Origin of the sequence: Arthrobacter sp. yr096, assembly GCF_900108925.1 — a bacterium.
Classification (GTDB): domain Bacteria; phylum Actinomycetota; class Actinomycetes; order Actinomycetales; family Micrococcaceae; genus Arthrobacter.
Window position 1 is genome coordinate 25,721 of record NZ_FNYI01000003.1, and the last position, 22,055, is coordinate 47,775.

The window sequence follows — 22,055 nt, forward strand, 5'->3', positions numbered from 1 at the left end:
GTTACGGCGGGCCTCTCGCTGGCAGGAGAGGCGATTTTTTCGCTAACAGGCCGAGCGGTCCACGATCTCATCCGAAAGTATGGATTCTGAATTAGGGCCATACTCTGCGGCGGCCTACTGATCACCGCGTTGTGCATCAATGGTGCCTCCCGGTGGCATCACACGAACTCGCGGACTGACTGAACCGCAGTTACGAGCTGCGAGAAGAGCCGGGCTAAGGGAAAGTCCTGCTGGCCGCCCGCCACAGACCTGATCCAGGGGCAGACAGCTCTGGTCGCGAAACGTCGGCCACCGATTGCCGGCCGGTAGGTGGACAGCTCACGAGCCGTCTGCACTGGATCCCGCAGAAGTACGACTGCGGAAGCGATCGAAGTTCCTTGCACCAACCGTCATTCTGCATGAAGTCGCCCGATAAACTTTGGGCTTTACCCAATACGCAGTGTGCAATATATTGGAAAGCATCTGTACTTCTCACTCGTAGGAATGGCTGCCATGAAGACCCGGACCGGCCCAATAGCGTCAGCCGCGTTGCCTCTCCTCTCATTGCCGGCCTTTGGGCGTTTTGAATCGGCGGCATCATCGGTCCCCCGCTGCGTGGTGGGGATCCTCGGGGGGATGGGCCCGGCAGCGACGGCGGATTTCTACCTTAAACTGGTGCGCGCGACCCCTGCCACGCGCGATCAGGAGCATCTTCAAGTGCTGATCTGGTCAGACCCCACGATTCCGGACAGGACAGAGGCGTTGCTGAGGCGCGGCGCGGATCCAACGCCGGCGCTCATTGCCGGGGCCGGGTTCTTGAAAGAGGCCGGGGCCGGAATGCTGGCCGTCCCGTGCAACACCGCTCATGCCTTCCTCAAGGCCGTTCAGGCCGAGGTTGATATCCCGATCATCCACATGATTGAAGAGACGGCAAAGTACGTCCAGCAGCTCTCGCCTGCCGTGCAACGGGTGGGCCTTCTGTCAACGACAGGAACCCAGAAGGCCGGCCTGTATCAATCCTGGCTCGACCGGAAGGGTGTTGCGGTCATCTCGCCCGACACCGCGGGCCAGGGGGCCGTCATGGACTCGATCCGCGCTATCAAAGCGGGCAAGCCGGCATCCGCGGTTCGGCCACTGTTCACAAGGGCGGCTTTCGACCTCATCGACGCCGGAGCCCAGGCAATCATCGGGGGTTGCACGGAAGTTCCCGTTGGACTCTCCGGGAACGATCTTCCTGTTCCCTTCATCGACCCCGCCGAGATTCTAGCGGCCGCGGTGGTCCGGCGCGTTGTCGCTCTGGTCGATGACGCAAAGTACAGTATCCAATATGCCACTAGTTCACACCAGCACCGTTGAACGGCCGAAAATGAGCGACGCGGCCTACGTCAGGCTCCGGGACGCCATCGTCCGGGGCGAGCTCGCGCCGGGCGAGAAAATCAAGGACGCCGAACTAGCCGAAATGCTCGGACTCAGCAGAACGCCGGTACGCGAAGCCATCACCAAGCTCATCGAGAGCGGACTCATCGAGTCCAAGCCCGGGGTTTACACGCGGGTTTCGACCCTTAATCAGGACGACGTCGCAGCAAACCTTGTCGTCCTCAAAGCCCTCGATGCCCTGGCAGTGGCCTCTGCTGTCCCGCGTCTCACCGAACGTGACTTCCACGCCATGCGCCAGGCGAACCGGAACTTCGCCGCCGCAGTGCAAAAGCAGGACGTCTCCAAAGCCCTCGCAGCCGACGACGCATTCCACGGAGTGGTTATCGACGCCGCAGGAAACCCGGTCATCAAACGCATCATCGAGCAACTCCACCCCCAACTCCACAGAATCCTCTACCGGAAGTTCTCCAACCTCCTGGGCGGCGAGGAGACCATCGACCACCACGAGGAACTCATCCGCGTCTGCGAGCAAGGAAACGCCGAAACAGCCGCCATCATGTCCGGCGAACACTGGTCCCATCTTGGAGTCCTCATCAGCGCCCTCTTCAACTCCAACGAGCTCTCCGGCTAACGCAACCGCATTTTCCTTCTCAACCCTGTCGATGGATGCTCTGCCAACGCCAGAGCATCCTGCCTAGCCCCTTCTGAATGTCCAGCCGGTAGTTTGGTGAGGGTGGTTGCCTATTCGAGTCAAGCCAGGTCAGCGCAACGCATTGGTCCAATGGCCGCCGCTGTGACTTGTTTACAGGACGAAGGCCAAAAATCCCGTCCGTTAGCTGATGGACGGTCCGCACCTGATCCGTCAGCTCCCGGCGGTGTAAGCTCGTCGGTGTCGCTCCGGCGTTCTCCTCCTGTTGAACAAGGGGGTAGCGGGTATCTGCCGGTGTTCTTTGGCGAAGAAAGCCGAAACTTTTTCAAGAACGCATTCTCCCGCTTTACTTCTCGCCGCGGAGCTTCCAAATCCTTGTATTTTGTGGCATCCATCGGTTGCTCAAACTCCAAGTTCGGCAGCCACGAGCGCCAATGGGCGGCCGGACGAAACAATTCCTTCAGATCTGCTGACCACACCGGAATGGCAGGAAGACTTGATTCTCTCGCAAGAAGCACGCCGCACCGGGCGTGCAGGTCAGTTCCTACCGGTACGGCCAGGCGGGTGCCATGAACCTGGGTGAACCAGCATTCACCCTGGCTTCGGCCGCGGCAACCATGGCCGCCTGATGAACCGATCCAGTCTCTTAGCTTCGACGGCGCTAAGCCCGGTGGCGGGATCGGTGGCCATGGATGCTGCGATGGTGACGGGCAGTCCGCTGTCCTGCAGCATGTCCAGTCCGACGTCCCGCACCCCTGATTACTCCAGGCGACGACCAGATCTCCACCTAGGCGGGAGTCGTCGCGCCCACTTCCATCCCCTACTTTTAGTGCCGATAAGCACCGTTCTGTCTTCGGGGTGTCCGGAAATGTTTAGGTCATGTTTTTCGGTGCCGTCTCGGACATGTACCTGATGAAGGAGGGCAGCCACTGTGCTGGATATTTCATCATTACGGGCAGAGTGTCGTCGGATTCGGGTTGTTCGATCGGTCCGAGGGGGTTCCAAAGAGCCGGGAACCTGTAGAGGCGTCGGCTCCTATTCTCAGGGGCTGGATTCGACTCCACAGAGGATGAGCCGGATCCTCATTTTCGGTGGTCCGTCGGCCAAAAGGAGAGTGTGGACAATGTCCACACTCTCTACCTCGGACTGGCCCGTACTGCCTCCGGATTGGCCCGGATTCCGCATGTTTCCGCCCCTTCCCAGTGTTTACTAGGCTTGGAATCCCGTTGGAATCCCGTTCGAGTCCCACCTCGGGCACGGCATACCCCCTCGTCAGAGGGGGTTTTTGCTTTAACGTGTGTACATTCTTGGTGGTCAGGTCCCTCCGACACTGGCCGCGGGGTGCCTGGCGCCGCGGGTCACCTGTTTGGTTGTGGGGGAGCGGGGTCAGGGTCGTGGCTGGTAGGCCCTCCGCTGGCTGTGAGCTGGGGTTATGGGTTCCTCTCCTGGTTCGTTCGGTAGGACGTTGTCGTCCTACACCCCTTCATGGGTGGGAGCACTGAGCACGACATGACGTGTAGAACTTGCGTCAAAGATCCTGGCGTGGCGCCTTTTTCTGGAGCGATGAGGCCTTGGCTGGTGGACACTTTGTCAGGCCAAAGGGGGTGTGGACATTGTCCACATCTAAATGGCAAGACCTTGAGGAGATCCAGCAAAGAAGGAAGCCACGTCCGGGGGTAAATCTGTGGTCATAGCGCCCTTTGGAAGTTGCGCCTCAGGAGCCACGCCCCGCATAAAGGGAGAAACGCGGCCATCGCTGTCAGGACGCCCAAACAAGGCAGAATGTCAGTGAAGGCAGCATCCCGACGTTGGATGGCGGCCAAAACGTCATAGGCCCAGCGATGGGGAGTGAGCAACGAAAACGACTGAAGCGGTTCGGCGAAGAACTCCGGTGGCACCATCCAGCCTCCCGAGCCAGCCAATACAAGACCGGCACCTGTTCCGATACTCTTGAGGTACCAGCCCCAGATGACGTTTTGCCGCAATGCTTGCCGGGTCCACCGGATACGGGCCACCTCCACAGATCCGGAATCGGCGGGGACCAGACCGGCGACCATGTTGATGAAGGTGGTCTTACCGGCTCCGTTCGGGCCCAGGAGGCCGTAAGTCTCACCGGGGCGGATGGCGAAGGAAACGTCGTCGACGGCGGTCAGGTCACCGAATCTTTTGACGAGCCGGTCTGCTGATAGGACTGTCCCGGTGCGAGGAGGTGCCACCTGATTCCTCAAGACGCACCGGACTAATTCCAGGCCGGCACGTGTTGCGTCGTTGAGTGGAGTGCCAAGCGATATTGGCGATGAAAGGTCGAATCGTCTCCCGGTCACCGAGGCCGGAACGATCCTGAAGAGGTGGTCCTGACCCACTCCCTGCCACGGGAAAAGGGCGTGCCTGATCTCATCAAGCCGAGGACCTTCGGACCCTGCGTTCTCAACTGTGCCTTTCACGACCACACTCCATGAAATCCCGAATTCGGCACTGACGGAGTCTGCCTCGATGGCTACCACGGCGTCATCCTCCATGGCCCACTGTTTGGTTCCCGGCCCCGTCCTGAAAACCACAGTGTTGTTATCCACTGCGAAGTTCATGGGAAAGACATCAGGGTGGCCGTTAACGATCACAGAAAGACGTCCAACGTTGGCCTCGCCAAGGAGCCTCCAACTATCGTCCGGTTCAAGTACTTCTGCCTCAGGTACCTTCAGGCACCCGGGCGGTGACTCCAAGCAAAAGCAGGAGCAAACCTACTTCCGCCAAACCCGCTCCGAAGTAGGCCGCCTGCAGCGCACTGAACGGAATCAGTGCCATTTGCACGAAGATCCAAACGAGGATGGAGTACCCTGCCGCTGCAGCTGCCAAGGAGGCGAAAGCACCCCGCCGAAGATGCAGGACGAAGGCCAGCCCATGCAGTCCTCCGACGACAACTGCCAAGAGAAGACCCGGAACCAAATAGGTGCTGAAGGGCGATCCGCTCAGGTATTCCTCCGGGAGTTGAAGCTCGGGCGGCAAAACGCTCTTGTCAACTCCCGGCCGCGATCCGATGGCCATGACCAGGCCGCCGGCAATTGATGTCACCGCGACCAACGCTTGCAAGGTTAGAAGCATCGTTCGAATCATCGTTCCTCCTCAATGATGGTGTGTCGAACACGTTGTCCACGGCTACCGCGACGGAAGCAACTACACCGAGACGCCGACGTCGTCGTTAGCGCTCCTCGAACCCCCTGCGGCTCCGCTGCGATCAACAGTGGCAGCCACGGCGGGCACCGCCATGGCTGCCAAACCCACGACGGCGGCCGCTCGCCGTCGTGGGTTTCTTCGCGACGCCGGTGCTACCGCGGGCGCGGAAGGGCCGTCGTTCACGGCGGGCCGGCCCTTCCGTCAGCGCTCGTGGGCTGCAGTGGTTCGGGATCGAAGGCACCCTGATCCAGACGGAACGGCGGATATTCGTCGCGCAGCAGGGCTCCGTAGATGAGCACGCGGTAGGCCCACCGGTTGATGCCCATGATGAAGGCGAACAGGGGGCGCGGATAGCTCCCGGTGAACAACAGGGTTACCAAGGCGATGAGGACCAGCAGCCCCAGCAAAGACAGTCCTCCGCCGCGTTCGTTGATCACACCGGCGGGTCCGTCCTGGGTCCTCCAAGCCCACGTCGCCGTTCCAGTAAACGCCCCCACGATCAGCAGGTGCGGTATGAGCAGCAACCAGGACTTTATAAGTACAAGGCCTCGGGAGAGGCGGGCCGGATAATCCACCTCCACATTCGCCGGGTAGTCCGTTCGGGAGAGAGTGAACGGAGGATAGCGATCGGTCCCGCCTGCACCGTAGGTGTAGAAGGCCACGCGCCAGGTCCATCGGAGAACGCCCACATTGAAATGGAAGAGGGGAAGCGGGTAGCGCCCCGTGAAAAGGATGGCGAACCAGGCAATGATGCTGGTGACAGCGAACGCGAACCAGAGAAAAAACAGCACGAAGAAATGCGGGATGGCGAGGAACCACTTCACCAGCCACATCCAGGGCGACAGAGCAGGGTCCAGCTGGCCGGTGAAATGAAGCGGTGAGCTCGTGGCGCCTGCTGATGCGCCGTGCGCTGCCGCGGATGTTGAAGGAAGTTGCCCGGGAGATCCTCCGCCGCGGCCCAGACCAACGGCGCCCACCACCAACAGCGGCACGCCGATGAGGATGGCCAGTACCCCGGCGGACAACAGGCCCATTGCTGCGGGTTTGATGAGGTCCGAACGGAAACCGGCCTGCAGATCCGCGGAGACCCCGCTACTGGCGTCAGCATTCATCACCACCACCGTCCAATTGCCGGGAACGATGTTCCACGTAACCTCTTGCTGACCAGGGCCGGAGGCTGATGCTGCCCAGAACTGCTGGGCCCCGGGCGCTGCGGGGGCGGACGATCCCGGAACGTCCCTGTAGACCGGCCGGAAGGGTTGGAATTTCACTTCACGCAACTCGGTGTGGTGCACCCCGGCAAGGTACCTGTCGACCTCGTTTTGGGGTGCAATGCCGATGAATACTTCACGGCCGGCCTCCGTCGCAGTGGCCCTGAGCCTGAGGGTTCCGACGTCGAAGGGAAGCCTTTCGGGGGTGCCCTCGCCCACGGCATCGAGTTGGGGGGAGACCAACGCACGGGACGAAACCGTGTACCGCTCTGTGGGGGAGGTGAAGAAGGCGCCATCGTCTTGGGAAGAAGCGAGCCATGCCGCTGCCGTACCTGCCGCGGACAATGTAAAGCCGAGCAAAGAAAGAACAATGCCGACAATGAGGAGGACGATGTGACCAGGCTTTTTCATATCTGGAGTTCCTCGATCAGAATTCGCTGTTGCCCGCGGAATGGACCACCAGAACGGGGCAGTGCGCGTGGGCGACGCAGGCCGAACTGACCGAACCAAGGAGAAGTCCACCAAAACCACCGTGACCACGCCGGCCTACCACCAGAAGAGACGCATGATTGCTGCCTTCAACGAGCCCCGCACGGGGCGAACGCTGAACAAGGCGAGAACTGACGTTCCTGGGCTTCTCAGTACCGAAAGCCTCCGCCACTGCCTTGTCGAGTCGTTCCTCGGCATCATGGGCAAAGCCATCTATGCCCATGGCCAGATATCCCTCGTATCCCAGTGGCATCTCCCAGCACCCCCACGCTTCAAGTGGTGCGTTGAGTGCCGTGGCAATGCGCTGTCCTTGGCGTAATGCCTCCACAGATGCTTCGGATCCGTCCACGCCCACAATGATCTTGCTTGGGTCAAGCCGGCCTGCCATCATGCGCTCCTCTGGGTTCCATACGCCCTGGCATTCGCCGAGAGTTCTTCACCCCACGCAGCTGCACGGGACGTCTCTCCGTCAAGCAAGGGCCCCTCCGTTCCCTTGACATAGAAGGCCATGGGCTTGGCAACGATGCTGGCACCGGCGTCTTTGAGGGTCTTGGTGATCTTCCTGGCCGCATCACCGTGGATGAACAACTTCACCCTCGTATCAAAGCCGGCCGCAACCACCCCTGCGAGCCCACGGCTACCAAGTCGGGACAGGGCCTCCAACGTCTTCTGGGTGGGACGCCATCCATTGATGGGGCTTCCCACCACCAACAGGTCACCGGAGGAGATATCTTCGGGTCGGAGCTGTCCGACGGGCAACACTTTCGCGTTGAGTGAGCTGAGACCCGTTGCAATGGCCTCAGCGATCGACTTGGTGTTGCCAAAGCCGGAATCGTAAATGACGAGTGCTTTCACGACTGTTCCCTGTTCTTCTCGTGAGCGTTTGTCCGGCCGCGGGGCTTCCCGGACAGAGGGCGGTCACCTATGAAAATGGTTGCCCAGTACGTTCCTGCACCCATGGCGAGGAAACCCAGCACGCCCAGTGCCAGACTTCCGAGGGGGAAACTCACCAGCAGCAATCCGAGCGCGCCGAGCGCAAAGAGGCCGCCTCGCTTTATGCCCCTCCAGCGGCGCCGATTCAGGTCGCCCAAGCTCATCATTGCTGCCAGCTTGGGGTCATCCTCCCGAAGAGCCTCTGAAATTTTCTCCAGTTCGAGCCGCTCGAACTCCGAAAGCGCCATGGTGTGCCTCCTGCCTTCACTCCCAGCATGGGTGGTGCCGGAGGCAGGAAACAGGGCCGAAAGTCACAGCCGGATCCGGCGCAGAGCCATGAAGGCTCACCGACCCATCGAAGAACCCCGATCCACTGAAGGTGCTCGCTGAGTCCTGCGCTGCCATGACCTTCGGCCCTGTTCGATGCTGTCTGTTCACGGCATTCTGACAGGAAGGAAAGTCACAAGCGCCAGGAGGACAAAGATGAGCAAGGACGGATCACCAGGGAAGATTGTTGTAGGGGTGGATGGTTCGGAGCCGTCCATCGAGGCCCTCCGAGAGGCACAGCGTCTCGCAGTCCCGTTGGGGGCAACCGTTGAGGCCGTTGCGTATTGGGATTTCCCGCCGGTTTATGAGGGCTATGTGGCTATGGGAATCACGGGATTTGACGAGGCTGCAGGGCAAATCCTGAAGGACTCAGTCGAAAAGGCCTTCGGCATTGACGTGCCGGACAACGTCACGTCCCGTCTGGAACAAGGCCATCCCCGGCAAGGACTGATCAAAGCCAGCATCGGAGCAGAAATGGTGGTGGTCGGCAGGCGTGGCCACGGCGGATTCGGTGGTCTACTGATGGGATCGGTCAGCTCGGCCTGCGTCGCACACGCTCATTGCCCCGTTCTTGTAGTGCACACCCCCGAAAAGGAAGCATGAAATGAGTGTGCCCAGCCAAGAACCTGCACGCATCAATGGTGCCCGACACGTCAGCGAAGAACTCAGTGAGGCGCAATGCTGGGAGAGGCTGCGTGGACACGACACAGGGCGAATAGGTTTCGTCCATCACGGCAGGGTGATGATTTTGCCCGTCAACTATGTGGTTCATGATCATGCCATCTACTTCCGAACCTCGCTCGGAGGTTTGATTGGTGGGCCGGCGGCCCGAATGCAGACGTCTTTCCAGATTGACGATGTCAGGGCTGATCGAAGCGAAGGATGGTCGGTGTTGGTCAGCGGAACCTCATCCCACGTTGTTGACCGGGAATTGCTCACGCGCCTTTGGGGCCACATGACGGCAGAGCCGTGGGCCGGTGGTGACAGAAGCCTCTTCATCTGTATCCAGCCCACCATCATGACAGGCAGGCACGTTTATCTCGCCTAGCTGACACCGAAAAGTGCGGGCTTACCGGGGATCCGGTAAGCCCGCACTCTTCGTGACCCCGTTTTGGGGTGCAGCCGTTGCTTTCAGTCGGAATGCTTGACCGAGCTGATCCTGGTAATGATCGTGGGGCAGGGCAATTTGGTGAGAACCGCGTGCGCCGTCGAACCCAACAGGAGGCGTTTGAAGCTGCCCCGTCCGCGGCTTCCCACCACCAGCAATTGTGCAGTGGCCCCGGCCGCGAGCAGGGCTTCGGCCGGCCGAGTGTGGGTGTCCAGAACCTGGTGAACTATCAGATCCGGGTACTTATCCGCCAGGCCGGCGACAGTCTCGGCCAAGACCACCCGCTCCTCCTCTGTGACAATCGCGAAGTAGTTGCCTGCGGGAACCCCGCGGGTCACCCATGGTTCGGGTGTGCGGAAGGCATGGAGGACAGTCAGCTCTTGGCCCTGGCGGTCGGCCTCTGACGCGGCAAATGCGACGGCCTGTGTGGCCTCTTCAGAACCATCCACGCCAACTACAATCCCTTTGCGGCGTGTCATGTCGTGCTCACCGATAACTGCTACGGGACAACGCGCAACGGCGGCAACCTGTAAAGCTCGATCTGTCAGGGAACCGCCAGCCCAACCATGGCCGGAACCTATGACCACCATGGCGGCCTTTTTGGACCTCTTGCCCAAAGCGTAGCCGGCCCCACCAGAGACGAGGTCCGTGGTGACATTGACGGTGGGTTCCATCTTGGCGGCCCGGTCCTTCGCAGCAGCAAGAAAGTTGATGCCGGATTCCCGGATCCACTCGTTATAGCCCACAGAATCGTACGCCCAGCGGTCATCCACGGCATGGACAAGCTGTACCGGCAGCTTCAAAGTGGCGGCTCTATGCATGGCCCATCCCATGGCAGCCTCGCTGCTGGGTGAATCGTTGACACCGACGACAATTGCTTCATTCATGGCTGGGCCCGTTCTTCGTTGATGGGTTCCCCGGACGTCGGCCGGGGCCTTGTTGCCAGTTTGTACCGGGTTCTTAGTGCCGGTTAGGGCCGGAAGTCCTTATTCCGGTGTGGCGATGGAGATGGTCTCTTGGTATTCCGGGACCCGGGCCTTCCAACCCAATTCGTGCTTGATGCGGAGGCGAAGCGCGTCGGATGCATCCGGCTCTCCATGGGTGATGTAAGTCATTCGTGGTGCTTGGGGGGGCTGAATGCATCCAACGGATGATGGCGTCCGAGTCGGCGTGGGCGCTGAATCCTTCCAGTCGAACTACCTCTGCCCGGATTTGGACGTCTTGCCCGTAGACCCTCAGCTCAGGTGACCCGGCCGCCAGAGCTGCGCCCCTGGTGCCGGCGGCCTGGTATCCGCTCAGGACGATCGCGTTGTTGGGGTCATTGCCGTACGCCTCGATGTGATGCAATATTCGTCCTCCGGTCAGCATTCCGCTGGCGGAGATGATGATCATGGGACCACCCCTGAGGTTAAGGAGCTTGGAGTCGTCCGCCGATCGGGTCATAGTGGCCACCCGGTACATGTCCTTGAATTCATCCGGGTGAAGGCGGTGTTCCTCCGGATGCTGCTGATACATATAGGAAGCATCGATGGCCATGGGGCTGTTGAGATACACGGGAATATCCGGAATGAGGCCTTTTCGGCGCAGCCGCGCCAACTGAAGCATGAGTGTCTCCGCCCGGCCAACGGCAAATGCCGCGATGAGGATGACGCCGTTCCGTTTGGCCACCCTGGAAACTACCTCGCCCAGTTCGGTTTCGGGACTACCAGGCGGATGGGTCCGGTTGCCATAGGTGGACTCCGTGACAAGCACGTCAACGGACCCCAGCTCCCTGGGCGGGTACATCAGAGGATCGTCGTCGCGGCCCAGGTCGCCCGTGAAATGGACCGCGTTTCCGCCCACCCGGATCTGAAGCTGGGCTGCTCCCAAGATGTGCCCTGCCGGAACGAACGTGGCCTGGATGCCGCCGCCAAGGTCCAGGGCCTCGTCGAACTCAACGGGGCGGAAACTATTGAGCGACTTTACTGCATCTGCCGCCGCATACAGGGGCAAGGCCGGAGTGTGGATGGACGATCCGCGGTGGTCGGCGTACCTGGCCTCTTCTTCCTGCAGGTGTCCGCTGTCTGGCAGCAGGAGTTTGCACAGTGCGGTGGTTCCGTGTGTGGCGTGGACGGGACCTCTGAATCCATCCCTCACGAGCCTGGGAACGTACCCTGTGTGGTCCAAGTGGGCATGCGTCAGCAGGACAGCGTCGATGGATGCAGGGGAGACAGGAAAAGGCTGCCTGTTCCGTAAACGGAGGCGTTTGTAGCCCTGGAACAGCCCGCAGTCGACCAGGATTCGTGTTCCGTGGAAGTCCACGAGGTAGCGGGAGCCGGTAACGGTGTCCGTGGCGCCAAGAAAGCGCAGCGTTGCGGGGTTTTTGGTGGCCATGACGACGCTCCATCATTAAGGTAGGGTGCGGCTCCAAGGGGTGAACCAAGGCCGGGCCGTTGAGGGATGCTCACTGCAATGAAGCCGTTGGCGCCGCGCGGTGGCGCGGCGCCAACGGGTGATTTGGTGGTTATGGCGTAGACGCCACATGGTGGTGCCTGTATTCCTCAGTGCTTGGCTTGATCGCCAGAGCGGTCACCACCAAGGCCACCGCACCTGGGATCCAGGCGCTCCATGCTGCGCCGGTCGCGGAGGTGAAGCCGCCCACCCAAGGAGCCAGGAGGAGGGCTACTGCCACGATTGCCTGCGCCCACTCAGCGGCGGGCATTCCGGGCATCGCCAGGTTCACCGCTCCTCCAATGACCAGCAACAGCCCCAACGTGACCATGATCGCCGTCGACGACCCGGTTTGTGTGGTCCACAGAACAGACAGAGCTGCATATGCGCCGGCAGCGATCACGGTGTAGTCCTGCCAACGCGTCCATTTCTTCATGGGGATCGATACTCCTTCATTTTGTTCGATGCCGGGGCCGCCCACCTTTTGCGAGCGGTTTCGGGTCTCCCGTTCCTCCAGCGTCGATAAAAAGGCGCGTTCAAAACAGGGCCTAAAGTCACACGCGCCGGCAGGGTCCTTGGGCCCTTGTGGGCAGGGCAGGCAGTCGGCAAGAATTTGGCAGAGCCGCCTACACAAAGCTCTCGATATTGCGGCCATCGGCCGCCGGACAGGAGAATCATGGATCGCCCAGAAACAGCCGGTCAAGCCACCGGCGTTTCCCCCGGAGAGCCAATCCGCGTTTTCATCCTCGACGACCATGAGTTGGTTCGCAGAGGCCTCCAGGAACTCTTGGAAGGCGAAGGTTTCGTGGTCGTCGGCATGTCTGGTTCGGCGGAAGAAGCGACGCGCCGGATTCCGGCATTGCGTCCCGATGTCGCTGTTCTGGACGCACGGTTGCCCGACGGCACCGGAATCGAGGTGTGCCGGGACGTTCGCTCCGTGGACCCTGGACTGAATTGCCTGATCTTGACTAGTTACGACGACGAACAAGCCCTCCGCGCCGCTGTTCTTGCCGGGGCTGCAGGCTACGTCCTGAAGGAAATCGGGGGCACAGACCTGCTGGGCGCCCTACGCAAAGCTGCCCACGGCGAGTCGTTGTTCGACGACGCCGTCAAAACGAGAATCGTCCAGGGCCTCACGGCGCCGAAGAGGCAGGATCCCAGGACAGCTTCCCTCACGCCGCAAGAGCGCCGTGTCCTTGAATATGTTGGTCAAGGCATGACCAATCGCCAGATCGGCGAGGAAATGCTCCTGGCAGAGAAGACGGTGAAGAACTACGTCTCGTCCCTGCTGGCCAAACTAGGGTTTGAACGCCGAACCCAGGCGGCGGTGTTCATGGCTCAAGCACCTGAAGAGGATGCCGGTTCCCTTCGCTAAAGGATCAGCTCAGGGGCACAGACCATGTCATCGATGTCCCGTTTCCAGGCGCACTGGTGATGGTACTGGTGCCGTTCATCTCCTTTGCTCGCAGAGCTATGTTGGCCAGACCGTTTCCCGGGGCAGGATCGACAAACCCACATCCGTCATCCACCATTTCCAAGGTCAGCCGTCCTTCGGCCACTGATACTGAAACGTTGATGGATCGAGCTCCTGAGTGGCGCACGGCATTGCTGAGGCCTTCGGATACGACAGCCAGCAGGTGTTTAATGATGGCTTCGTCATCGACCGAGTCAACGGCACCAGCCAGCGTCAGATGTGGCGCGTACGGCAGGGACTTGGCGCCGGCCTGGATCGACTGGAGGATGCGGCCGCTCAACGACTCCCGCTCACGGGTACTGGCCTGCAGCGAATAGATGGTGTTGCGGAGATCGCGGATACTTGTGTCCAGCTCTTCGGTCACTGAGTCGATCTTGCTCAAGGCAGCCTCGCCAGTTGTGAAACGCCGGAGGCTTTGGACGCTCAGGCCAGCTGCAAACAGTCGTTGTATGACCAGGTCATGGAGATCCCGTGCGATTCTGTCCCTGTCGGAGAACACCACCACTTGTTCCCGGAGCCGGTGAATCCGTTCCAGTGCCAGTGCGAGGGCCACATGGGAACCGAAGACCGCCCCCATCTCCACATCGGTCTTTGAAAAATTGCCTGCACCGGGATCGCGGGCAAGGACCAACAAACCGTGATGGGCTCCTTGGGCGCTGAGGTCGATGATCAGCAGCCGTGCCGACGCCCCTTCGATGGCGAGGCCGAGGAGATCCCCGGAGTCATCGAGGCATACGGGCTTCCCGGTGCTTGCCACTCCCTGGACTTCCGGGGCTTCCATATCCAAAGACGCGCCAGCGAATTCAGCGCCACGGGCTCCAGCCGTGCCCGCCACTACATAGGGCTCATGAGGAGACGGAACCAGGATCAAGGCCAGATGTGAAGCCGACTCCCGTAGGGCCCTCGCCGCGATCAGGTCCAATGCCGAGTTTTCTGCTTTCCCCAGCTGGTCAGCACCGAGCATTTTTCCCGTAACGTCCATGCAGGCCTCAAGCCAAGAAGCGCGGCGGCGGGCATCCTCATACAGCCGGGCATTCTCGATTGCCACGCCGGCTGCCGCGGCCAACGCCACGGCAAGGTCCTCATCTTCCGGCGTAAAGTCTCCGCCGCCTTCTTTTTCGGTCAGGTAGAGGTTTCCGAACACCACATCCCTTACCCGTACCGGGACTCCCAGGAACGACTTCATGGGAGGGTGGTGCTGCGGGAATCCGTAAGCTTTCGGGTGGTGGCCGAGGTCGTGGAGGCGCAGCGGCGCCGGCTCTGTGATGAGCAGTCCGAGGACCCCGTGTCCAGTAGGGAGTGGGCCGATGCGTTGGGCGAGCTCGCCGTCTATACCTACCGTAATGAAATGACTGAGAGCGTTGTCCTCGCCGATGACACCCAAGGCGCCATAGCGCGCCTGAAGCAGCCTGCATGCAGAGGTCACCACGCGGTCCAGCACCGCTTCCAGGCTCAGGTCTTCTGCCACTGCCACAACCGCTTCGAGTAAACCCCGTGTTCTTTCCTGTGCCTGGAGAAGCTCGCCGGCGCGGCCTACGAAGTCCTTCAGGAGGTCCTCAATCCGGATCCGCGGCACAACGTTGGGCTGGGGCTCAGGTGCTTCTGAGTCGTTCACCAGTTCCTTTCGAAGAATGCTGGAAATCCTGTGAGGGGACCGAACGGCGCCCTTGTGCCAGACTACTCTGGCGCCCGCGCGGCAGCCATGGAGTTTTTCATGTGGGCCTTTGTGCCCTGTTGTCCCTGCGCAGCCGGACCTACGGTCTAACCATGACTAACAAACCCCCGGTTCCGGAAGCTGAGATCCTGGACAACAAGCAGTGTTGGGAGCTGCTCCGCGGTGTCTCTGTGGGACGCCTCGCAGTCTGGGCGCAGGACCATCCGGACATCTTTCCCGTTAATTACAAGGCAGACCACGGCACGCTTGTCTTCCGCACCGGCGAGGGGAGCAAGCTCCACGCCGTCCTCAGTTCCACGCCGGTAGCGCTGGAAGCTGACGGAGTAGACCCACAGGCGGGCGTCGCCTGGAGCGTGGTGGTCAAGGGAAAAGCAGAGAGCATCAAGTTGACCCAGGAAGTACTGGACACCGTAGGCCTGCTGCTCTTCCCGTGGCAGGCCGGGCGCAAGGATCATTTTGTCCGGATCGTTCCCACCTCGTTGAGTGGACGCCGTTTCACAGTGACCCCCCCGCTGACGTGGTGGAGTCCGCTGGACGATGCCACCCGGGCGGGTTTGGAATGAAAACAAAGCCCAGTGCCGCCGTCGAACGTCTTGCCCCGGAGGAATGCTGGGACCTGCTGGCGCAAACCAATGTTGGCCGCCTGGCCGTCCTGGTGGACGGACATCCGGATATCTTCCCAGTGAACTATGTGTTGGACGGTGAAAGCATCGTGTTCCGAACCGGGGCGGGCACCAAGTTTTGGAGCACGCTGACAACTCCCTGCGCACTGGAAAGTGATGGCTACCGGACCTTTAGCGGAAAGGCGTGGAGCGTGGTTGTCCGAGGGCAAACGCACCTGATACTCGACCGGCAGGAAAGGTCCGACGTCGATGCCCTGGGCCTGGATCCGTGGCAACCAGGCACCAAGGACTGTTACCTGAGGCTGACTCCGAATGCCGTCACGGGGCGGCGGTTCAAGACCAAACGGCCAGATCTCTGGGGAACCCCCCTTGAACGACGCCCGACTGGACGACTTCCACTAGCACCCACGCCCGGTGTTTCAGCCAAGCATATTAAGGACGGAACAACACTATGAAGGCACTCGTCTACGGTGGCCCCGGCGAAAAGTCCTGGACAGACGTTCCGGACCCCGTCATTCTGCACCCCACCGACGCAATCGTGTGCATCGACACCACCACCATTTGCGGTACGGATCTGCACATCCTTAAAGGAGACGTCCCCGCGGTTCAAGCGGGGCGAATCCTCGGGCACGAAGGGGTGGGGACCGTCACAGACGTTGGGAGTTCAGTCAGTTCACTCCGCCGGGGGGACCGGGTGATCATCTCCTGTATCAAGTCATGTGGGCATTGCGGCAATTGCAGGAAGGGCTTGTTTTCCCACTGCCGCGGTGATGAAGGACAATCTGGAACCGGTTGGATCTTCGGCCACCTGATCGACGGTACCCAGGCCGAATTCGTCCGCGTTCCCTATGCCGAAAACTCCCTGCACAAACTGCCCCACGGCGTCACCAACGACGAAGCCGTGATGCTGTCTGACATACTGCCCACGGCCTTCGAAATCGGGGTCCAGGCCGGACAGGTTGGCCCGGGTGACGTCGTCGCCATCGTAGGGGCGGGACCCATAGGCCTCGCGGCCATGGCAACGGCCGGACTCCACGGAGCAGCCACCGTGGTGGCCATAGATCCAGACGAGGGCCGGCTCGCCAAGTCCCGCGACTTCGGGGCCACGCACACGGTCAATCCCACCAACCCCGAATGGACGGCGGACGTTCTCGCCCTCACTGATGGCGCCGGGGTGGACGTGGCCATCGAAGCCGTCGGAGTGCCGGAGACTTTTGACATGGCCCTGCGCTTGGTCCGCCCCGGCGGGCACGTAGCCAACATTGGGGTCCACGGAAAACCCGTCCAACTGCCCCTCCAGGACCTGTGGATTCAGAACATCAACATCAGCATGGGACTGGTCAACACCAACACCACCCCGATGCTGCTTCGCTTGGTAGCCCAACACAAGCTCCCGGCGGATAAGTTCGCTACGCATCATTTCGGGCTGGAACGGATCATGGATGCCTATGACACGTTCTCGCGAGCGGCGGAGACAGGTGCCCTGAAGGTGGTTCTCAGCCGAAACCCTCATGACTGATCAGCGGTCATGACACAACGTCTGCTGCACTCGGCCTTGCGCTTTCCGTTAGTGACAGCCACCTTGGTGGTGCTTGCCACCGTCGCAGTCCTGTCGGTCACCGGACACATACCGGCGGCTCAGGGGTTGGCGAGTATCTTTGCGCTCAGTGTTGCCCTCTACCGGGCAGGCACTATGATCAAAGGTCTCCTGCACGGACACTGGGGCATTGATCTCCTGGCCGTGATGGCCATTTGCTCAACTGTGGCGGTGGGGGAATACCTGGCATCCCTGATCGTAGTTCTGATGCTGACCGGTGGGGAAGCGCTGGAACAATACGCCCAAGGTCGCGCCACCAGGGAGGTCCGTGCACTCCTGGATCGGTCCCCTCGAAACGCGCACCGGGAACGGCCCGGCCTGCCCGTGGAGGACATTGTGGTTGATGCCGTGGTGCCGGGAGACGTGCTGCTGGTCAGACCGGCAGAGCTGGTGCCGGTGGACGGTACCTTGCTGTCCGACGTCGGAACTTTTGACGAGTCAGCTCTGACGGGCGAAAGCCTGCCTGCTGAGCGAACCAGAGGCGAGCTGCTGCTCAGCGGTTCGATCAACGGGGCCGATGCCGTGCGGATGAAGGCTACGGCCACCGCGGCGGAGTCCCAGTACAGCCAAATAGTTGCCTTGGTTCAGGAAGCTGCGGCAAGCCGCGCGCCGACGGTACAGCTTGCCGACAGATATGCGGTGCCGTTCACTTTGGTGGCCTTGGTGCTTGCGGGCGCGGCGTGGTTCTTCAGCCAGGATCCAGGACGGTTCGCTGAGGTTCTGGTGGTAGCCACCCCGTGCCCCTTGCTGATAGCGGCACCTGTAGCGTTCCTCGCGGGGACCAGCCGGGCCGCACATGCCGGCATCATCATCAAGAACGCAGGGACGCTTGAGCAACTCAGTCGAGTCAAGACCGCAGTCTTCGACAAGACCGGGACCCTCACCCAAGGCAACCCTTCCCTCGCCGACATCCGGGTTGCTCCGGCATCGAATCTGTCCGAAGACGCCCTGCTGCAGTTGGCCGCCTCCGCCGAACAGTATTCCACCCACGTCCTGGCCGCTTCAGTCATGTCAGCAGCCCGAGCGCGCGGCCTGGAGCTGCTACCGGCAACGAGCGCGAGTGAACATGCAACCAACGGTGTCACGGCCTACTGCGGAAACCACAAAGTGGTGGTCGGAAAACCCGCTTACGTCGATTCCCTGGTGAGTGGCTTCGACATGACGACACTGCCCGGAGGCCATCTCGGAATTTACATCGGGGTGGATGGTTGGTTTGCCGGCACTCTGATCATGAGCGATCCATTGCGCCCAAATGCGAAGGACACACTCACGGAACTTCGGAGGCTCGGGGTCTCGGAAACAATGCTCCTGACCGGTGACACCGCAACGACAGCCCGGCACATCGCGGCGGAGGCGGGCATCAGCAACGTCATGGCCGAATGCCTGCCTGCTGACAAGGTTCTTGCCGTTGCCGCACTTCCGCTCAGGCCCGTGATGATGGTTGGCGACGGCGTCAACGACGCTCCGGTACTGGCAGCGGCCGACGTCGGCATCGCCATGGGTGCCAAAGGTGCCACCGCGGCCAGCGAGTCAGCGGACGTGGTGATTATGGTCGATGACCTGTCCAAGGCCGCGGTCGCGGCCGGCATCGGGCAGCGTACTCTTCGCATCGCGCGGACCAGCATCTGGACGGGGATACTGCTAAGTCTCGGGCTGATGGTGATGGCCGCGTTTGGCATGATTCCCGCCGTCGCGGGGGCGCTGCTTCAGGAGCTGGTGGATCTTGCCACGATTCTCAACGCCCTCAGGGCTTTGGGGCCCGGACGGTCCGCAGCATCGGTGAAACCCACGGCAGTCCACGCTGTCAGTACCTCTCCGGCTCATCACCGAGCTCAAAGTGGCGGCCGTGGACCCGGGTAGGAGTGATCTCAACGTAGGTGTATTTTCGTGTCGGGATCCACGGCTTCAAGGGCAGCTTGTCCGCCTCGTCGATCTCCGATTGCGACTCGATCACCCTGGCAGTTCCCTTAAGGACAACACTCCAGGCTTCGGCGTCGACGATCTCCTCCACTTCGAAAGCAACCTTCTCGTTGACGGTCAGCTCAGCGAGCTTCGTCCCCGGATTTGTCCTCAGAAGCAGCCGCTGGTTGTGGGCTATGAAATTCAGTGGGTAGATGTCCGGCTCGCCCAGAACGCTGACAGCCAAACGACCATGCTGGTTGCATTCCAAGACCTTCCATGAGTCGGCTTCGGATAGGACGGTTCCGGGACGTTCGTCGGTTTCCATGGTCTTTGTCTCCTGCGTGGGGTGGGACTGCACGGAGCACGGTCCCTGGTATCTGATACTCGTGATCCTAAGGATGCGAAGGTACTCCTAAACAGGGGCTAAGGTCCTGCGGAGGGAGGGACTTTCTGCCCTATAAGTGCGTTGCCGGAAGGGATAGGCTCGGCCCATGGAGAACACATCGATGGACCAAGACGTTAAAGAGCTCAGTGTCCACGACTGCTGGAAGTACCTTCAATCGGTGTCCATCGGCAGGATCGCCCTCATCAACGGTGAAGAGCCGGAGATCTTTCCGATGAACTTTGTTCCGAACTACGGAACTGTTCTTTTCAGGACCGGACCGGGGACCAAGCTCGACGCCCTTCGGGAAGGGGCGGTGATTGCGCTGGAAGCCGATGGGTTCAACCGTTACGGGACAGTCGCCTGGAGTGTCATCCTCAAAGGAAGCCCGGAGTTCGTGACGCAGCCCGAAGACATTCAGGAGGCAGTCGATGCCGGCTTGTCGCCTTGGCAGCCTGGCGCCAAGGACGTTCTGGTGAGGGTCACGCCCACGGAGATCAGTGGTCGCCGTTTCGTCATAGCGCCTCCATCGAAGTGGTGGCCGCCGCTGGATCCGACCGCCTCCGACGTTGACGACGGCGAAACTCAGGATGCCCCGCCCGGCACCTCTGGCTAGGGTCTGGTCAGGAGCGTGGGGCACTGCACATGCAGGAGCACATGCTGGGCAACGGACCCCAGCAGTACGCTCAGACCGCCCCGCCCTTTGCAGCCCATGACCAGCAGCTGAGCTTCTCTTGCAGCAGTTATCAGCGACTCTCCGGGGCCACGGGTGGTATCCAGGACTTCCTTCACGACGACGGACGGGAACTTGTGGTTGACCCGTTGGACAGCCGCGCCAAGGACCTTCCCACCTTCGGCAAGCCCAACCTCGGGCCCCGTTGCATGGACAATGATCAATTCATCATCCAAACGTTGGGCCTCCCTTGCCCCTTGATCCAGGGCATCGAGTGACTCAGCGGAGCCGTCAACGCCAACCACTACGCCGGAACGTTGTTGAGGCGCCGACCCTGGGACAACGGCGACATCGCACTTGCTGGTCACAGCCACTTGGAAACTGACCGAACCGTATCCCTGCCCTTCCGTGCCGGGTCCGCGGTCCGTGCCCACCACCACCATCGAGTAGGCCGGTGACAAGGAAGCAACCGTTGCGGCAGGTTCGCCAGACAACCGCTTCGTGGCAATGCGCAGCGTTGGAAAGGCTGCCGCGAGCCGTTTCGCTTCGCTGGTGAGCAGATCCTCAGCGCGGCTTAGGGCCAGCTGATGGTCGTTCTCCCGGGGGTAAGCCCACTCCCCGGGGACCACGTGGACCAAGGCCAGGCCAAGACCAAGGGAATCCGCGCGGGCCGCAGCCCAGTCAGCCACAGGTGAGCCCGCCCGTGAGCCGTCAAGGGCAACCAGAATCTGCATCTTCACGAACCGACGTTCCCTTCGGATTGCCAACGGTGGTGGTCTCCACTATCGGCGGGACGGCCCGCCGTCGCAAGGGCCGGAAGACCCTCCCGCTGAGCGGCGCAGTGCGTTAGGGTCCACAGCAGAGCCCATCGATCGTAGCTTGCCCGCGGAAGTGAGAGGAGATCATGCGTGTCCTTGTGCTGAATCCCGGTTCTTCATCGCTGAAATACCACCTGCGTGACACGGCAGCCGCCACCCCGACTGCTGACCTTCTAGCCTCCGGACAGGTTGATTGGCCACCGGATGAGCGTGGCAGTGCGGCCCGCCTGCACTCTGCCTTTGAAGAGCTGAATGACACCATGAAGCGCCTAAGTGCAGTGCATCCTGAGGCGATTGGACATCGCGTAGTCCATGGCGGCGTGCGGTTCAGCACCCCGGTTCGTGTCACGGCGGACGTGATAGCGGCCATCGAAGGGCTAAGTCCATTGGCGCCGCTCCACAACCCGGCCAGTATCGCTTGCTTTGACGCCGCCGGGGAACGGTGGCCCGCCCTCCCACAAGTGGCCGTCTTTGACACGGCGTTCCACCGCACCATTCCAGACTTCGCCGCCCGCTATGCCATTCCGGAGGACGCCTACCGGGCCCATCCAGTGAGGCGCTATGGCTTTCACGGCATATCGGTGGAGATGGCCTGCCGTGACACAGCAGAGTATCTCGACGCGGCGCCTTTGAATGCGATAGTGGCCCATGTTGGCAACGGCGCGTCAGTCACCGCCGTCAGGAATGGGGTCAGCGTGGACACCTCCATGGGAATGACCCCCTTGGAGGGACTGGTCATGGGGACGCGGTCGGGAGACCTGGATCCTTCCATCGTCTTGTTGATGCAGCACGGTGGTGCAACTGCGAAAGAAGTCGACCAGCTTCTGAACCACCGCTCTGGCCTGTTAGCTCTGGCAGGAACCGCTGACATGCGTGAAGTTGGCGCCGCTGCCGGCCACGGAGAACCTGGTGCGATCCTCGCTTTGGACATGGCCGCCTACCGTCTCGCCAAGTACATCGCGGCCTACTCCATGGTGGTCGGCCGGCCTGACGCTCTGGTGTTCACCGGCGGTGTGGGTGAGAACTCTGCGCTCTTCAGGGACAAGGTGGTCGCCTGGCTGGGACCACTTAACCTTGCCCTTGATGAGCGCCTGAATATGGCCGCCCGGGAAGGCATCCGCAAGATCAGCACCGTGGACTCCGCATTCCCGGTGCTCGTAGTACCAAGTGACGAAGAACGCGCCATTGCAGAATCGACGGCGGCACTGCTCGCCACGCCCCCTATGGAAGGTTGATC

22 protein-coding genes and 1 pseudogene are annotated in these 22,055 nt (G+C 61.2%); 11 read left to right on the forward strand and 12 right to left on the reverse strand.

Annotated elements, in window-relative coordinates; translation table 11 throughout:
• Window positions 1-492 precede the first annotated feature (492 nt).
• Both BMY91_RS08125 and BMY91_RS08130 read left to right on the forward strand, forming a co-directional pair.
• Window positions 493-1,335: a cysteate racemase gene (locus BMY91_RS08125; RefSeq protein WP_090820761.1), complete on the forward strand. Its 843-nt coding sequence runs from the start codon at window positions 493-495 to the stop codon at window positions 1,333-1,335.
• Window positions 1,307-1,987, forward strand: a complete 681-nt coding sequence (locus BMY91_RS08130) for a GntR family transcriptional regulator (protein WP_218143831.1) — start codon at window positions 1,307-1,309, stop codon at window positions 1,985-1,987. Before BMY91_RS08125 ends, BMY91_RS08130 begins: the two co-directional genes overlap by 29 nt.
• A 1,706-nt stretch (window positions 1,988-3,693) precedes the next feature.
• On the opposite strand, the gene BMY91_RS23640 is transcribed toward BMY91_RS08130, so the two are convergent.
• The 6 genes from BMY91_RS23640 to BMY91_RS08165 all read right to left on the reverse strand — a co-directional run bounded on the left by BMY91_RS23640 (window position 3,694) and on the right by BMY91_RS08165 (window position 8,057).
• A complete protein-coding gene (locus tag BMY91_RS23640) occupies window positions 3,694-4,725 on the reverse strand; it encodes a pyridoxamine 5'-phosphate oxidase family protein (RefSeq protein WP_090820765.1) in 1,032 nt (343 codons plus the stop codon).
• Window positions 4,691-5,074, reverse strand: coding sequence for a hypothetical protein (locus tag BMY91_RS08145; RefSeq protein ID WP_177179872.1), 384 nt, complete (start codon window positions 5,072-5,074; stop codon window positions 4,691-4,693). The genes BMY91_RS23640 and BMY91_RS08145 overlap by 35 nt, the downstream gene beginning before the upstream one ends.
• A 281-nt stretch (window positions 5,075-5,355) precedes the next feature.
• Window positions 5,356-6,798 carry a DUF4389 domain-containing protein gene (locus tag BMY91_RS08150; RefSeq protein ID WP_090820767.1) on the reverse strand — a complete coding sequence of 481 codons (1,443 nt, stop codon included), beginning with the start codon at window positions 6,796-6,798 and terminating at the stop codon, window positions 5,356-5,358.
• A 16-nt stretch (window positions 6,799-6,814) separates the two neighbouring features.
• Window positions 6,815-7,264 (reverse strand): universal stress protein, encoded by a 450-nt coding sequence (locus BMY91_RS08155; RefSeq protein WP_090820769.1) that lies wholly within the window; start codon window positions 7,262-7,264, stop codon window positions 6,815-6,817.
• Window positions 7,264-7,731, reverse strand: a complete 468-nt coding sequence (locus BMY91_RS08160; protein WP_090820772.1) for a flavodoxin family protein — start codon at window positions 7,729-7,731, stop codon at window positions 7,264-7,266. Before BMY91_RS08160 ends, BMY91_RS08155 begins: the two co-directional genes overlap by 1 nt.
• Window positions 7,728-8,057 carry a DUF3040 domain-containing protein gene (locus BMY91_RS08165; RefSeq protein ID WP_090820774.1) on the reverse strand — a complete coding sequence of 110 codons (330 nt, stop codon included), beginning with the start codon at window positions 8,055-8,057 and terminating at the stop codon, window positions 7,728-7,730. Before BMY91_RS08165 ends, BMY91_RS08160 begins: the two co-directional genes overlap by 4 nt.
• 235 nt (window positions 8,058-8,292) lie before the next feature.
• On the opposite strand from BMY91_RS08165, the gene BMY91_RS08170 reads away from it, so the two are divergent.
• Together BMY91_RS08170 and BMY91_RS08175 are read left to right on the forward strand one after the other, a co-directional pair.
• Window positions 8,293-8,739, forward strand: coding sequence for a universal stress protein (locus BMY91_RS08170; RefSeq protein ID WP_090820776.1), 447 nt, complete (start codon window positions 8,293-8,295; stop codon window positions 8,737-8,739).
• Between the two features lies 1 nt (window position 8,740).
• A complete protein-coding gene (locus BMY91_RS08175) occupies window positions 8,741-9,184 on the forward strand; it encodes a pyridoxamine 5'-phosphate oxidase family protein (protein WP_090820778.1) in 444 nt (147 codons plus the stop codon).
• Window positions 9,185-9,267: 83 nt separating this feature from the next.
• On the opposite strand, the gene BMY91_RS08180 is transcribed toward BMY91_RS08175, so the two are convergent.
• From BMY91_RS08180 to BMY91_RS08190, 3 genes and pseudogenes are all read right to left on the reverse strand, one after another.
• Window positions 9,268-10,131 (reverse strand): universal stress protein, encoded by an 864-nt coding sequence (locus tag BMY91_RS08180; protein ID WP_090820780.1) that lies wholly within the window; start codon window positions 10,129-10,131, stop codon window positions 9,268-9,270.
• Between the two features lie 99 nt (window positions 10,132-10,230).
• Window positions 10,231-11,617: pseudogene (locus BMY91_RS08185) on the reverse strand (MBL fold metallo-hydrolase RNA specificity domain-containing protein).
• 130 nt (window positions 11,618-11,747) lie between these two features.
• Complete coding sequence (locus tag BMY91_RS08190; protein WP_090820781.1) at window positions 11,748-12,110, reverse strand: SPW repeat protein; 363 nt, start codon at window positions 12,108-12,110, stop codon at window positions 11,748-11,750.
• A 240-nt stretch (window positions 12,111-12,350) separates the two neighbouring features.
• On the opposite strand from BMY91_RS08190, the gene BMY91_RS08195 reads away from it, so the two are divergent.
• Window positions 12,351-13,049 carry a response regulator gene (locus BMY91_RS08195; RefSeq protein ID WP_090820783.1) on the forward strand — a complete coding sequence of 233 codons (699 nt, stop codon included), beginning with the start codon at window positions 12,351-12,353 and terminating at the stop codon, window positions 13,047-13,049.
• A gap of 4 nt (window positions 13,050-13,053) precedes the next feature.
• Here BMY91_RS08195 and BMY91_RS08200 read toward each other — a convergent pair whose 3' ends face one another.
• Window positions 13,054-14,763: a sensor histidine kinase gene (locus BMY91_RS08200; protein WP_090820784.1), complete on the reverse strand. Its 1,710-nt coding sequence runs from the start codon at window positions 14,761-14,763 to the stop codon at window positions 13,054-13,056.
• Between the two features lie 152 nt (window positions 14,764-14,915).
• Here BMY91_RS08200 and BMY91_RS08205 point away from each other — a divergent pair, with 152 nt between their 5' ends.
• The 4 genes from BMY91_RS08205 to BMY91_RS08220 are packed head-to-tail and all read left to right on the forward strand — an operon-like array spanning window position 14,916 to window position 18,903.
• On the forward strand, window positions 14,916-15,386 hold the full coding sequence (locus tag BMY91_RS08205) for a pyridoxamine 5'-phosphate oxidase family protein (protein WP_090821720.1): 471 nt from the start codon (window positions 14,916-14,918) through the stop codon (window positions 15,384-15,386).
• Window positions 15,383-15,901, forward strand: coding sequence for a pyridoxamine 5'-phosphate oxidase family protein (locus tag BMY91_RS08210; protein ID WP_090820787.1), 519 nt, complete (start codon window positions 15,383-15,385; stop codon window positions 15,899-15,901). The genes BMY91_RS08205 and BMY91_RS08210 overlap by 4 nt, the downstream gene beginning before the upstream one ends.
• The gene (locus tag BMY91_RS08215; protein WP_090820789.1) at window positions 15,898-16,965 is read left to right on the forward strand and encodes a zinc-dependent alcohol dehydrogenase family protein; all 1,068 of its coding nucleotides are present in this window, start codon (window positions 15,898-15,900) and stop codon (window positions 16,963-16,965) included. Before BMY91_RS08210 ends, BMY91_RS08215 begins: the two co-directional genes overlap by 4 nt.
• 9 nt (window positions 16,966-16,974) lie before the next feature.
• Window positions 16,975-18,903: a heavy metal translocating P-type ATPase gene (locus BMY91_RS08220; protein ID WP_090820790.1), complete on the forward strand. Its 1,929-nt coding sequence runs from the start codon at window positions 16,975-16,977 to the stop codon at window positions 18,901-18,903.
• On the opposite strand, the gene BMY91_RS08225 is transcribed toward BMY91_RS08220, so the two are convergent.
• Window positions 18,848-19,270, reverse strand: a complete 423-nt coding sequence (locus tag BMY91_RS08225; RefSeq protein ID WP_090820792.1) for a pyridoxamine 5'-phosphate oxidase family protein — start codon at window positions 19,268-19,270, stop codon at window positions 18,848-18,850. The genes BMY91_RS08220 and BMY91_RS08225 overlap by 56 nt on opposite strands.
• Before the next feature lie 166 nt (window positions 19,271-19,436).
• On the opposite strand from BMY91_RS08225, the gene BMY91_RS08230 reads away from it, so the two are divergent.
• Entirely contained in the window at window positions 19,437-19,943 is a 507-nt protein-coding gene (locus BMY91_RS08230) for a pyridoxamine 5'-phosphate oxidase family protein (RefSeq protein WP_090820794.1), read from the forward strand.
• Here BMY91_RS08230 and BMY91_RS08235 read toward each other — a convergent pair.
• A complete protein-coding gene (locus BMY91_RS08235; RefSeq protein WP_256212691.1) occupies window positions 19,940-20,734 on the reverse strand; it encodes a universal stress protein in 795 nt (264 codons plus the stop codon). The genes BMY91_RS08230 and BMY91_RS08235 overlap by 4 nt on opposite strands.
• Before the next feature lie 170 nt (window positions 20,735-20,904).
• On the opposite strand from BMY91_RS08235, the gene BMY91_RS08240 reads away from it, so the two are divergent.
• Window positions 20,905-22,053: an acetate/propionate family kinase gene (locus tag BMY91_RS08240; RefSeq protein WP_090820798.1), complete on the forward strand. Its 1,149-nt coding sequence runs from the start codon at window positions 20,905-20,907 to the stop codon at window positions 22,051-22,053.
• Window positions 22,054-22,055: the final 2 nt, after the last annotated feature.

Coding starts and splice junctions, on each gene's coding strand:
- BMY91_RS08180 (WP_090820780.1), bottom strand. CDS start 10,131: ATGAATGAAGCAATTGTCGTCGGTGTCAACGATTCACCCAGCAGCGAG.
- BMY91_RS08130 (WP_218143831.1), top strand. CDS start 1,307: ATGCCACTAGTTCACACCAGCACCGTTGAACGGCCGAAAATGAGCGAC.
- BMY91_RS08225 (WP_090820792.1), bottom strand. CDS start 19,270: ATGGAAACCGACGAACGTCCCGGAACCGTCCTATCCGAAGCCGACTCA.
- BMY91_RS08190 (WP_090820781.1), bottom strand. CDS start 12,110: ATGAAGAAATGGACGCGTTGGCAGGACTACACCGTGATCGCTGCCGGC.
- BMY91_RS08155 (WP_090820769.1), bottom strand. CDS start 7,264: ATGGCAGGCCGGCTTGACCCAAGCAAGATCATTGTGGGCGTGGACGGA.
- BMY91_RS08215 (WP_090820789.1), top strand. CDS start 15,898: ATGAAGGCACTCGTCTACGGTGGCCCCGGCGAAAAGTCCTGGACAGAC.
- BMY91_RS08165 (WP_090820774.1), bottom strand. CDS start 8,057: ATGGCGCTTTCGGAGTTCGAGCGGCTCGAACTGGAGAAAATTTCAGAG.
- BMY91_RS08210 (WP_090820787.1), top strand. CDS start 15,383: ATGAAAACAAAGCCCAGTGCCGCCGTCGAACGTCTTGCCCCGGAGGAA.
- BMY91_RS08205 (WP_090821720.1), top strand. CDS start 14,916: ATGACTAACAAACCCCCGGTTCCGGAAGCTGAGATCCTGGACAACAAG.
- BMY91_RS08125 (WP_090820761.1), top strand. CDS start 493: ATGAAGACCCGGACCGGCCCAATAGCGTCAGCCGCGTTGCCTCTCCTC.
- BMY91_RS08240 (WP_090820798.1), top strand. CDS start 20,905: ATGCGTGTCCTTGTGCTGAATCCCGGTTCTTCATCGCTGAAATACCAC.
- BMY91_RS08235 (WP_256212691.1), bottom strand. CDS start 20,734: ATGCAGATTCTGGTTGCCCTTGACGGCTCACGGGCGGGCTCACCTGTG.
- BMY91_RS08175 (WP_090820778.1), top strand. CDS start 8,741: ATGAGTGTGCCCAGCCAAGAACCTGCACGCATCAATGGTGCCCGACAC.
- BMY91_RS08220 (WP_090820790.1), top strand. CDS start 16,975: ATGACACAACGTCTGCTGCACTCGGCCTTGCGCTTTCCGTTAGTGACA.
- BMY91_RS08230 (WP_090820794.1), top strand. CDS start 19,437: ATGGAGAACACATCGATGGACCAAGACGTTAAAGAGCTCAGTGTCCAC.
- BMY91_RS08170 (WP_090820776.1), top strand. CDS start 8,293: ATGAGCAAGGACGGATCACCAGGGAAGATTGTTGTAGGGGTGGATGGT.
- BMY91_RS08195 (WP_090820783.1), top strand. CDS start 12,351: ATGGATCGCCCAGAAACAGCCGGTCAAGCCACCGGCGTTTCCCCCGGA.
- BMY91_RS08150 (WP_090820767.1), bottom strand. CDS start 6,798: ATGAAAAAGCCTGGTCACATCGTCCTCCTCATTGTCGGCATTGTTCTT.